The 11531-nt window shown below is 49.6% G+C and carries 13 protein-coding genes; 7 read left to right on the top strand and 6 right to left on the bottom strand.

Going from position 1 to position 11531, the window contains the following annotated elements:
• The first annotated feature begins 73 nt into the window (after window positions 1–73).
• The 4 genes from DXZ20_RS11240 (at window position 74) to DXZ20_RS11225 (ending at window position 2536) form a co-directional block, all read left to right on the top strand.
• Window positions 74–1639: an anti-CBASS protein Acb1 family protein gene (locus DXZ20_RS11240; protein ID WP_163703468.1), complete on the top strand. Its 1566-nt coding sequence runs from the start codon at window positions 74–76 to the stop codon at window positions 1637–1639.
• Between the two features lie 4 nt (window positions 1640–1643).
• Window positions 1644–1856: a hypothetical protein gene (locus DXZ20_RS11235; RefSeq protein ID WP_163698226.1), complete on the top strand. Its 213-nt coding sequence runs from the start codon at window positions 1644–1646 to the stop codon at window positions 1854–1856.
• Between the two features lie 21 nt (window positions 1857–1877).
• Entirely contained in the window at window positions 1878–2090 is a 213-nt protein-coding gene (locus tag DXZ20_RS11230; RefSeq protein ID WP_163698224.1) for a hypothetical protein, read from the top strand.
• Window positions 2091–2185: 95 nt separating this feature from the next.
• Window positions 2186–2536, top strand: coding sequence for a hypothetical protein (locus DXZ20_RS11225; protein WP_163698222.1), 351 nt, complete (start codon window positions 2186–2188; stop codon window positions 2534–2536).
• 44 nt (window positions 2537–2580) lie between these two features.
• Here the strand turns inward: DXZ20_RS11225 and DXZ20_RS11220 are convergent, their stop codons facing one another.
• The 3 genes from DXZ20_RS11220 to DXZ20_RS11210 are packed head-to-tail and all read right to left on the bottom strand — an operon-like array spanning window position 2581 to window position 6743.
• Window positions 2581–3273 (bottom strand): hypothetical protein, encoded by a 693-nt coding sequence (locus DXZ20_RS11220; RefSeq protein ID WP_163698220.1) that lies wholly within the window; start codon window positions 3271–3273, stop codon window positions 2581–2583.
• The gene (locus DXZ20_RS11215; RefSeq protein WP_163698218.1) at window positions 3270–6419 is read right to left on the bottom strand and encodes a phage tail protein; all 3150 of its coding nucleotides are present in this window, start codon (window positions 6417–6419) and stop codon (window positions 3270–3272) included. The genes DXZ20_RS11220 and DXZ20_RS11215 overlap by 4 nt, the downstream gene beginning before the upstream one ends.
• Window positions 6420–6440: 21 nt before the next feature.
• A complete protein-coding gene (locus tag DXZ20_RS11210) occupies window positions 6441–6743 on the bottom strand; it encodes a hypothetical protein (protein ID WP_163698216.1) in 303 nt (100 codons plus the stop codon).
• Between the two features lie 175 nt (window positions 6744–6918).
• Between DXZ20_RS11210 and DXZ20_RS11205 the strand changes: the two genes are divergently transcribed.
• Window positions 6919–7746, top strand: a complete 828-nt coding sequence (locus DXZ20_RS11205; protein WP_163698214.1) for a M67 family metallopeptidase — start codon at window positions 6919–6921, stop codon at window positions 7744–7746.
• Window positions 7722–8315, top strand: coding sequence for a tail assembly protein (locus DXZ20_RS11200; RefSeq protein WP_250565720.1), 594 nt, complete (start codon window positions 7722–7724; stop codon window positions 8313–8315). The genes DXZ20_RS11205 and DXZ20_RS11200 overlap by 25 nt, the downstream gene beginning before the upstream one ends.
• Here the strand turns inward: DXZ20_RS11200 and DXZ20_RS11195 are convergent.
• Window positions 8312–8980, bottom strand: a complete 669-nt coding sequence (locus DXZ20_RS11195; protein ID WP_163698210.1) for a phage minor tail protein L — start codon at window positions 8978–8980, stop codon at window positions 8312–8314. The two genes, DXZ20_RS11200 and DXZ20_RS11195, sit on opposite strands and share 4 nt — an antisense overlap.
• Before the next feature lie 55 nt (window positions 8981–9035).
• Between DXZ20_RS11195 and DXZ20_RS11190 the strand changes: the two genes are divergently transcribed.
• A complete protein-coding gene (locus DXZ20_RS11190; RefSeq protein ID WP_163698208.1) occupies window positions 9036–9626 on the top strand; it encodes a hypothetical protein in 591 nt (196 codons plus the stop codon).
• Window positions 9627–9654: 28 nt separating this feature from the next.
• On the opposite strand, the gene DXZ20_RS11185 is transcribed toward DXZ20_RS11190, so the two are convergent.
• Together DXZ20_RS11185 and DXZ20_RS11180 are read right to left on the bottom strand one after the other, a co-directional pair.
• Window positions 9655–9879, bottom strand: coding sequence for a hypothetical protein (locus tag DXZ20_RS11185; RefSeq protein WP_163698206.1), 225 nt, complete (start codon window positions 9877–9879; stop codon window positions 9655–9657).
• Window positions 9880–10034: 155 nt separating this feature from the next.
• Window positions 10035–10931, bottom strand: coding sequence for a hypothetical protein (locus DXZ20_RS11180; protein ID WP_163698204.1), 897 nt, complete (start codon window positions 10929–10931; stop codon window positions 10035–10037).
• Window positions 10932–11531 lie beyond the last annotated feature (600 nt).

Genomic DNA, 11531 nt, shown 5'->3' with positions numbered 1-11531 from the left:
CTATCGGATAGGGGCACGCTGTGCACAACTCGATTGCTAGCTCCAGGACACAGACACCTGTTCTTAAGTCGGAATTTGGAATTGCTGGGATGATGCCGCCGCGAACTGGGGTGATTGGCGCTTCCCAGACGATGATGACGAAGAGCTAGCGCGAGATATTGGGTCGTATTGCGATCGCCTCAACTTAATCGATAATTTCAACGAAGCCGCGAGTCTGGGGCGGCTGTATGGCGACGGCTATATCTTGCTGGACATTAAAGACGGCAAAGCTATCAATGAGCCGGTCGATATGGGTCGGATTAAGTCAGTGGAAATTGCGGGTATTGTTGACCGTGATGAATTGCGCCCTGATCCAAGTTTTGGCTATCGGAATCCTAAGACTTACTACTTAAATGTTGAGCTAGATGCACCGCAGTTTGATGGGGTGAGTCGTGGTTTTTCGACGATTCACAGAGATCGCGTATTGAGATTCCCAGGCAAACGATTACGCAGCTATCAACTGCAGCGCAATCAGGGCAATAACGATTCGGTCGTTCAAAGTTTGTTCAACGGGTTCTCGATTTATATGCAGTCGTTCACGAGCGTCTCGACGATGCTGAGTGATGCGAATCTTTTCGTCTATATGCTAAATGGGCTCTCTCAGCTAGCGAAGGAAGGTAAGGCAGACCAATTGATTTCACGGTTTGCGGCATTGCAAATGTCAATGTCCAACCTGAAGGGGCTGGCGATCGACAAAGACAACGAGGCTGTGGACTATTTGGCCCGGAACTTTGGTGGAATCGACAAGATTTTGGAGCGTGTTGAGAATTTCTTTCTAGCTGAGACCGGCTACCCTCGTACTAAATTATTTAACCACTCCGGGGCGAATAGCCTCAGCGAATCTGGCAAAACCGATGAGCGCTTATGGGCCAACCTAGTTGCATCGTACCAGCGCAATATTTGGGCGGGGCCACGTCGTCGGGTTAGTGAATTAATTACTGCAGCTAAAGATGGCCCAGACTATGGCGGGCGGGTGTTGTTTGGCTGGCAATCTCTGATCCAGTTAAGCGATAAAGAAAAAGCGGAAATTGCCAAACTTGAAGCGGAAACAGCCGCTATCCTGGCAGAATTACCGGAAAGCGATCGCCCTAATGCTCATATGGATACCGCAGATGACGAACGCATCCAGGGCTCTAGTAAAAATGCTGAGGGCAGCGCATCAGCAGGCGGTGGCAACATCGAACTGAGCGAGGCTACGATCGCGGCGCTGGAAGAGAAAGTGACCGCTCATAATGAAGCGCATCCTGAAAAGGGTAAGCAAGCTACCGTCGGAATACTCAAAAAAGTGTGGCGGCGTGGAGCGGGTACATACTCTGCCAGCCCTCGCCGTACCGCAAAAAGCCGCAGCCAGTGGGCGATGGGTCGCGTCAATGCATATCTCTATCTGCTCCGCAACGGCAAGCCTAAGAACCGTAACTACACCACAGACAATGACCTTCTCCCCGCTGGGCATTCTCGTTCTAGCCGCAAGGATGAATTGCCGTTCGAAGATGGGGAGTGGGATGCGATCGCAAATGATGTTGGTAGTCAGCCAGTGGTAGAGGAGGTGTTGAGTGCGATTGATGAAGCTGTTGGTGAAGAGTTTCCGGAGGCTTCTTAGAATCATGAATAGCATTGACAGTAATCAAAATCAAAAAGATGAACTAGCGAAAGGCATTATTGCTGCAATTTCTAGCAGAGCGCCCAAAACACCACAGGATATTCAGGTTTTCGTGAGTGTCTTTCTGATTGCTGTTGCTTCTCTCAACAAAGAAAAGATGACATTCCAGGAAATTATGGAATGCGCCTTTGCTGCGCTAGAGCAAATTTATAAATGAGTCACTACATAGTTAAGGGCCATGGAAAATATTAGAAACCAAAACGCATGTGGAAATTGCAAACATTCCGCCAAAATCACACAAGAATCCGTATTTGATGGTGATAAAACGACACTTTGTTGCGCCGTCAAGGGCTTGCCATCTGAAAAGTTGAATTACCACTACCGATTGGAAGATTGGGTTGAGGAATTTGAAATAAGCCCTTATCAAATTTGTGATTTATGGGAGGCGTAACATTCCCTGATCCAGAAGGCTTGAGGCTCAGTAGAGTGGCTTGCGAACCGAAGCATATCCCTATGATTCACCGTTAGTTGAGGACTGCAGTTACTATGAGCTTTACTCGCGATTACATTTTAATTGGTGATTTTTCCGTTTATGACGGGGGCCGTCAATGTTTAGAGAGCTTTGCTCGTAAATGCGGATTAAGAATCTACCAGGTAGATGACCACGTCTGTCAATGCCTCTTTTCGGGTCTTTTGCCAGATGAGGTTTACGATATTTATGAAGATTGGGAATGGAAAGAAAAACCCCGAATCGTTGTTGTAAATGGGCTTCCTTACCATGAAAATATAAAAATGATAGAGGAGCCAGGAGTTCAATTTGAAGAGCCGCTCCACTACATCAAATACGGATACGATCACACGTACAAATTCGATTGTGATGAAAATGACGAAGAGTAATTAGGATTGACATCCTATCCCAGCAAGCCGATAGGATGTCAATCCTAAGCCGCTGACAGCCCACCTTTAATAGCATCCTCCAGCGTCATAAACAACAAATAGCATTTGCAATTAGTCCGGCATTCGCAATTGGTGGCAGGCGGCGTAATCTCAGTGGCCAGCCGTGGTTTTAGCTGTTGGTGCCTTAGGCAGGAGTCACAATGCTCATGATTGGGCGATAGGTGTCGAGTAGCATAGAGCTTACCTTCGTCAGCCGCTGCCCGTCGCTGCATCAAATCACTGGATAGCTTGCCAGATTTGGCATACATCCTGAGCCGTGCGACCAGCTGAGCCTCACTAACTTCGCCTTGCTCTACCTCGGCGGTGAGATGCTTCAGCCCGTAAGGCTTACCATCAGCACCGCGTCCTTTGTAGAACTGACGCTTGAGGATTTCTGTGATTTGCGCCCAGTCTTCGTTCGTTACGTTTTGGGGTCCACGCTTAGCGATGATGGCGCTTGAACCATGAATACGGCGTAGAGCTTCGCCGGACTGCTGTTGGAATTCGCGGGCGTTCAAGGTGCCTTCAAAAAAGTCGCGGCCCAGTTGTTCAAGGCGGGTTGACTCTGCTGTTATTACCCGACTGGTGACACTAAGAACAGCCTGCTCTGATGCGAGCTTGCCAGCCGCTGCGCCATTGGTCCAGCGGAACCGTTGGATGGTAGCGTCCCAAGCGTAAGGTAATGCGTCTAGGTTCATGGCGTGCCTAGGTAGGTGAGTCCACATGGCGGGATTGTCAGTTCGCTACGAGATTCGTAGAGCAACACAATCGCTTCTATCTGCTCAAACACCCAAAAAGCAAAATTTTCACGATACGTTGTGCCGCCTGACTGAAACGTAGGCTGCCCAGCGGTGAATGAACCGCGCATCGGATCGCTAATCGTATCAATGTATTGCGACTTGAGATGCCGCCAAGTATGGACAATGATCGGCCAAGTGACGGTTGGATCGCCGCCTGCAAGATTGGCATAGATCGCCGCTTTCATAATTAGCGCTGACGCATGGGGTTCTTCATACAGAGAGACTGGATCAGCCGCTGGCAAAATGTCTGTCAACGGTCGGACTTGGCCACGCAAATAATAGTCATTGTTGAGAAATTGCAGAGCCCGCATAGCGACGGTTTGAGCGATTGCGTCCCCTGGCCTGAGGTACCAGGAGTAGGCAGCCTCAACGACTGTTCTGGCCGTGTAGCCGATCCACTGCGTATTCGGATCTTCGCCAATCCAGGAAAATTTATTGATCTGCTCTTGGGAAACAGCCATCGTATCCCAAGAAGCCCAGTTAAGGACTGGCGCGAACAATCCAGTTCGTCCAGTGGGATGTTGCTGGAAATAAGCCGTCTGTGCATCGGAAAGAAACTGGATCACATTATCAGCAGCTTCGTTGTTGCCTTGCTTAATCCAGAATGATGGCGATTGATAAGCCGCGTAAGGCGAGCCGCGATAAGCTTCGACCAGTCCATTGTCTGTATTGACTGTGAACGGCCAGACGCCGGGTGTATAGGGAAGTTCGTCAAATGGATTGTTATTCGGCTTGAAGTCGCCAATCTCAATTGTGTGAGCCGCCTGCACCCGTGATACGAATGACCCTTTATAGATGATTAACGGCAGCGGAATCCGTTCTAGTGGTACCTCACCCGCCCAAAGTACATCCACTGTCACGGTTTGATTGTCATCGTCGGGCTCAAATTCAATGCCTTTAATCTGCTGAGAATTTACAGCGTCTGTACCGCCTACATAGTGCACCCACCCAGCCGGGATTAATTGCCAGTTGGGCGATGGGCCGATATCCCGTGAGTATTTGTCGTCGTCGGCATCTGTAATAAAGCAGGTCACAACCCCGCCCTGAACCCTCACGTACAATTGAGGCGGTTGGTTCGTGGCACCGCCGAGAGAGCGCCCATCGTTTTGCAGCAGCACCAAGCCAGCGCCAGCGAAGATTGTCTTTCGCAGTGTTAGCCGAACGGCAAGGTAGCTCGATATCTGTGCTGAGTCTGGAGTCGATGGGGCGGTCACTTCGACCAACTCCGACTCTGAGATCGTGTCGGGGTCGCTGTCAGAATAAAGATAAACAGGATTATCGGCCAGGCGCGGATGCCACACCAGATATTGTTCACCCCCCGCTCGGTAGTCACCCACTTCAAAGCCATAGCCATAGCGTGCAAAATCCCAAGCGTTAAATGTGCGTGTGATTGGTACATTGGCTTGTGCCACCATGAACACCTTATAAAGCTGGGACTGGTCAAAGGCATCCGTGCTCGCTGAGAGCACAATTTCTAGAATCGCATCGACCGAGCAAACCACCTCAATCGATATCGTGCCGTAATCATAAAGCTGGACGATGGTGGCAAAATTTTGCACTTCCATCGAAGCGAAAGGCTGATCCGGTGTATTGGTAACGATGCGCAACCACTGATCCCTTGCACCTCCGTTAATACGCTCAATGGTCCCTTCGTTGTTATTGAAAATCCAAAATACTTGGGAACCTGGCCACCTTAGCGGAATGTCGTAGAACGGTTCTTTTTTATAAAAATACGAAATATTTGGCACTGTAGCCGTTGAGATCGCAGTTCCAATGGTCGCATCCCGCGCTCGCGCCCACTTAGCATTTCCGGTTTCTTCAAATAGCAAATCATAAGCCTCGGATAGCCACGGAAACACATCAAATGCAGCGAAGCTCTCCGCCGCCCCAACCGGACGCAGCAATGGTGATGGCTCAAATTTTTCATTGACCCCAACGGTCGGGCCTGAATAATCCGAATAAACAACAATCGCCTGGCCAGAATAATTTGAGCTTAAAACAATCGTGCCAGCACCCTCAGTCGTTGGCACTAATGGCGTGCCTCCAGGCTGGATATAATCAGGCGCAATCCGAAAGCGATCTCCTTCTAGCAACAGGTTGCTAACCCAGTAATTAACCGCGTACTCAGTGCCTTGGATGAGCGGGGAATAGACGTAGGGCCACAGCAGCAGACCATCAGTAGAGTAAACCTTGTACACGTCGGCCAGCAGTCCGCCGGGAATTGTGGCGACGCCATTGGTAAAGGTGAAGATCTCCCCGAACCGACCATTGGAGATAGGTGGGTTCCGCTGGATGCCTTTCGTCGGGAAACTGCCACGCGCATTGATTAACCAGTGCGGCACGTAGAAATAATCGAAAGCATTGCCGCCCGCTGGTGGGGGAGGGACAACATAGTAATAGTCTTCAATGGCTTCAGCCAGAAGGATAGCGCGGTCAAGCCAGGACTGCTCACCCGTAATTCGATACGCTTTGATGGCTGATCTAACCCCAACTGCTTGACCTTCGGTCGTTCCTGCTGTTGCGGGGAAGTAGCCACCGCGTCCTAGCACTTCATGAAAGCTGTTGATCGAAACACCATCATTGTTAATCAGGAACGGCGCTTGATTTCTCGTAAAGCGGGTAAGATGGTCGTCAATGCCGTCGAGTATATCAAGCATCAATGACGGGTCTAGCTCTGCCCTCAATTCTTCGCAGCTGCCGCCCGGCTCTTCAATAAATGTGGCGCTAAAATTGTAAAGTGGGTTAGGCTCTCCTCGGAGTTCTTCAAATTCATAGTTTTTGCAAATCACTAATGCCAGTGGCCAGCCGTCATAAGGTTGCCATTGAAACGCAATCCAGCCATGGTATAAATCCAGCAAATCTTTAAGGCGGTCTCTCTCTAGTTGTGGAATTGCATTAGATCTAACCTGCCATTCAATCCGAGGAACAATTGAATTCGCCCCAGTTGCAACGTATTCGTCGCCCAACTCCAACGCATAGCCACCAAATGCCGCTGACATTTCGACATCGATAGAAACCTTGAATTCTAATTGGGGGGCTGACATGGACGATCAAAGGAACTGTTGCTATTCTGCTAACCCTTTTGGCTTAAAGTAGATGCGGACACTCTGGGGTTCTCTGCTCTCTGCCTCTAATTCGAGTTGATTAGAGGGCACGTATTCAGAAAGTTGGCTTTCTACCAACTCCATATCTGTCTCGTCAAAAAAGCTAATTGAAACATAGCTAGACACAAAAACCACACCTTTGATTTTCCCTGTGGCGGCCCATTCTTTTACAGGGGGTATTTTTAGCAAAGGGCTGTCAGCAAGGCTTGACAGTGGAAACCCTTCTTTTATTTCTACTCTGAGGCTAGGCGACGGTGCGGACATGGGCTATTGACGAAACTGCTGTTATTCTACTTCAGTCTTAACAGAGGGCAACTCTGAGAGTTTTGCCGAATTGTGCTAGTTTTTATTCGCTTTTTTGCGAGTGTTAAGATTGGCGCAGTGACGATTTTCAGGTACCAACGCGGGTCTTCTTGTGAGGTTCGCGTTTTATTGATTAATGAATAAAATCGCTGTTTCAGTTAAACAGAAGATCTCAGCCCTGGCTCAGGAGGGCTCGCCTTATGAGGTGTGTGGGTTCATCTTGGCTGACGATTCGTTGCATGTTGCGGAAAACATAGCGCACGAGTACAAGCAATGTGATCCGGGTTATGATGATGCTCGCGAAACGCATTTTGCAATTGATCCAGACTCTCAGAGCTTTTTTGAAGAAAACCAAGATCTCATCAAGGCTGTTTTTCATTCCCACACAAGTCCTAAGGTTAGCGGTTATTTGTCGCCGGACGATGTGCATAATTCGATCGCGGCGAATGTCCCGTATGTGGTTTATCATTGCCATCCTGATTTTGAGTCGTGGGATCTGTTCGATCCAGATGGGCTACATCCATATCCATTAGAGCGTCGCGGGTCGGCCAATCCTAGCTCATTGGCTTTCTATCTGGGTTGGCGCTTTGAGTTTCCTCGTAGCGATTGCTTGACGCTGTTCCGTAATTATTTTCGGGGTAGGCTGGGAATAGAAATTCGGAATTATCCTAGACCCAAGCGCCAGCGAGATTGTTTCGTGGAGGGCTGGGACGCTTATCGAGAAAACTTTAGTCGTGAAGGATTCGTTAAACTGCCTGAAGGAGCGACTTTGAGGGCGAACGATATATTGCTGTCTACCTTGGTTGGGGTAACGCCTCATCATGTGTCGATTGTGATAGATCCTGAGAAGAAAACAGCATTGCATTTGCAAGAGCCAGGCATGGTCTCTGAGTTGTATGTTCATTCTGGCCCGATCTGGGAGAATCGAACTAAGTCTGCATGGAGGCATCGGCATCTGACATGATTTCACTAAAGTTTCATGGCGTTCTGAGTACGCTAGCGCAAGATTTTGAAGCTGAATTAGGGTCACCACACAAAGCATTTCGCTTGGCCTTATTCAACTTCCCGTTGCTTGAACCTTACCTGCGGGCAGCCGAAGACCTGGGCGTTGTTTTTAAGGTTGTGCTGGAACGATGCGGAGTCCGGCAAGAGCTAAACGAGATAGATTTCTGTGAGGCATCGGTATCGCAGGGAGAACTGCACATCTATCCCGTCATCAGCGGCGGCGGGCAAATTGGGAAAATCATTGCTGGTGTAGCATTGATCGGCTTAGCGATTTCAGGGGTAGGTTTTCTAGGCTTGTCACCGCTGATGACTGGGGTGATGGGCGAACTGCTGTTGTTCCAGGGTGTAATGGGCGGAAAGCCTGATGCGCCTAATCCTGATGAAGAAAATACACGGTCTAACGTATTCTCTGGTCCGGTCAATACAGCATCAGTAGGCATCCCGTATCCTCTCGCGCTGGGTTACGTGATTGAAGTGGGCTCTTTGGTTGCATCAGCCACTATTCGTTCATTCGAAGTAAGAGGCTAGTCTTGTTGCCGCCGCAACGAAGGCACGCCACCAAAGCGAGATTGGTTATTCCTGAGTCTGCAATCAGCTAGCCCTTTCCCGCATCGATCTAGATTTGCGTTCAGGGTGGGCTGCCCTGTCACCGTGAACATTCTGCTGCCCGTATATCCGCATTCGGCACCTCGATACCGCACAGTTGGATCGCATTTCCTCAGCGCTTTGCGGTTTGGCAAAGATCTTCCCTCTGCTGAGATGGAATTCTCCAACCGGTAGGTAGCCGATTCTCCTGGTACTAGCACTCTACTCATGATTCGTAGCCGTACTTGAGAGAGAACGCGATCGCTCTGCGGTAAATTCCCCAGTGGCCCACCATCTAAATAATCAGGGCGCGTATACAACACATCAACTCGTCCGCCAACAATATGAGGGAATAACTGATCTGCCTGGGTAAGAAAGCGATCGGCATCTGAGACGGTCAGATCAGCCTGCATTTCCGTGCCTTGCGATGTAACTTTGAATCCTGAGAGAGAACAAGCCCGTGGTGTGTAAACTTTTGAGAGGAACGTTACTCCGGTGTGAGCACAGAAGTAGAACTCGTCGCCAGCACCCGGATTGTAGTTAAACACCCGAAAAAGCTGGATGATTACGTCCTGATCAAGGGATTGCAGTTCGGAGGTGATTGACATCCTGATTGAGTATGGCTTTTGTTACCATTGTGCTGACACAGCAACAAAAGTGCCAATGGAGAAGGTAACAAGGCGGGTGGTAGACGTACCCTCATTTGGAATTATAGGCGGTGAAGTCTGCCGGGTGAGTGATTTGTCAACAGACGAGCGCAGCCACGCGATCTCTACCTTCTCTAAATCAGCAGCTCCGTTAGGGCTTGATATCGACCTGACCTATAGCCAGGAGCTATTTACCAAAGTTGACTCTCGGGGTTGGCTGTTCAGAGCGCCAGGGGCAATGCCGGTGTTGTTTGAGCGTGTTCGCGTTCGTAATTTTGTTCGATGGGTTTGTCATCAGCACAAATCCGACTCGTGCGATCGCTCTCCAGTAAGCCATTGCTATCGGGGGTACAATCGCCAGCAATGGTATCGCTGGGTGATGAAATTAGGTGAAGCAACCGGGGCCAACAGCCGTGATGACCGATGGACTGACATTCAAACTGGGCTTATACTGGGGGCCACATTCACCAGCCTAGGGATGTTCCCGTCCAAGGCTCGTCCTTATTTGCCTGTTATTGGTGCGATGGCTCTGAGTGAGTTTAAAGATCTTGTTAATGCAATGCCGGTGAGGTCGGGTAAGGGTCGGTATCAACAGAAAGCCAGCTAGTTAATACCAATCCTGAACAATCACTTTTTTAGCCAACCTTCGCCCGCCGGTTAACCTCGTCCTCGATGCCCTCGATCTGAACAACCGCAGCCGCCACGGCATCGGGTAGCCCATTATACATGCGACAAATGATGTCGATCGCTTTGTCGCTGATCGGTTTTGGTTTTTTGTTGTCTTCTGGTTCAAAAGGTAGAAGATCGTTAGCTGCAATAGCCTTCCCTTTACCACCCCCGAAAGCAGACAGTGAGTTCAAAATCCCAGCAAACCCATAAGACGCGGTGCGGGATGCAATATTAGCGTCCCGTCGTTTTTGTTTGAGGATTTGGCTATAGGCTTCGAGCGCAAGCCATTCGGGTTGGTCGCCAAAGTTCTCCCAGCTAAACCTAGGATCGCTAGCAGGTAGTCCGGCTAGGCAGCACTGCCAGTAGACGCTGCTCCAATCAATTCCTGTGGCAATTTCTCGTCTGCTTTGGAGGTCGCGGACGAGTTCTCTAACTTTCCCGTTGACATATTGGAGTCGTCCTCTTTCTGAGTGAATGCCATCCGTTCACTGAGATAAAACTCATGGATCTTTCTGACTGCATCTATGGGTGCTACGGGCAGGGCGCGTGTATTTTCAACACTCCAATCAGAATAGCCAACCAGGGGGGTGAGATCTTCACCACAAAGAAAAGCAACCTCTCCACCGACGCGACTTTTCAGTGGTTCTTTGAGGGAGATAGTCTCATCGCCTTCTGCTACAGCTTTTGCTGTTTGGATTAATTGCCCATCGGCATTCAACCAGGTTCCTTTTTCCAGGCTGAAGGGGCACGGCCCAATAGTTAGTTCCTCCTTCCCAGCACGGGCCGCTTTGGTTAATCGAATTCCGTACAGCGTCCGGCCCTGAATCAGGATTGTCGCTGTGCGGTCAATCAGACTGCGGTCTTGGTTTTGTTGGGCCAATGCGCGACCGAGTTGCAGGTATCGCTCTCGGCCCATATTACGGAACAGAGCAAGCTGTTGGTTCTGGCTTTCTTCCGTGACCACCTCAGCCCCTTCGACTTGAATCATTTCACCAAATAGCTTGGCCTTGGCGTGCTCAAAAGTCAGTCCCGTTTCTTCCATGATTTCAGCGATCGCTTCCAGGGTCAGCACCTGAGAGCTTAGCTGAGATTCCAGCAGGCTATTGTCCGTCACCTCGGCTGCGATCGCTTCATTCACGGTGATGTATCCCAGCTTTTGAAGATAAATCGTTGTGAATCCTGGAACGTCGATGCGGTGGAATGAGATTGCGGTTGAGGTTTGTTTTTGACGGAAGGGTAGCATGGCGAATTAGTTGGAACTGTCGCCATTGTAGGTGAATACTCCCGACGCTGCCCCTGCACTGAATTGACGAGGGTTCGAAGGCTATCATTTGTTTACGTATTCATGGTCATTTTGTCCTTATCCTCATACCTGACGCTTATCCGTTAGGGCGTTATTTTTTATAGAAAAAATCCCTCGGTCATTACCAGCCGAGGGACTCGAAATTCTATCAGAAATTATTAATACTGACCGGCAAGCACCTTCAGGAGTTGCAAGCATCGGACAGCTTAAGCGTTTTGTCGTGCAATCTGTCGGTAACTTGGCCTAACGCTGCGACTCAAAAGCGATCTTAGTCGCGAATTGGGTATAGTTTTCCTCAGGCATCTTTTATACGTGGAGATTCGCCTAGAGGGTCGGGACAGGGGCAACTGTCCGGCTCTCGCCCTCATCTGTACTAAGGCTGATGTTGATGGGTGGGAACTGCTGAGCCCATCAGGATGTCGTTAATTAAGAGTAAAAAATAAATAGCTCTGTCCCCTCTGGCAGCCAACCAGCCAGAGGGGTTTTATTATTCAGAACCTGCTTCTAGTCCCCTGCTACTCTGCGGGGTTGGGTGCGTTG

Origin of the sequence: Adonisia turfae CCMR0081 (assembly GCF_011009555.1) — a bacterium.
Taxonomy (GTDB): Bacteria; Cyanobacteriota; Cyanobacteriia; order Phormidesmidales; family Phormidesmidaceae; genus Leptothoe; species Leptothoe turfae.
Note: the sequence above shows the minus strand (reverse complement) of the source record. Positions and strands in the feature narration are given on the sequence as shown.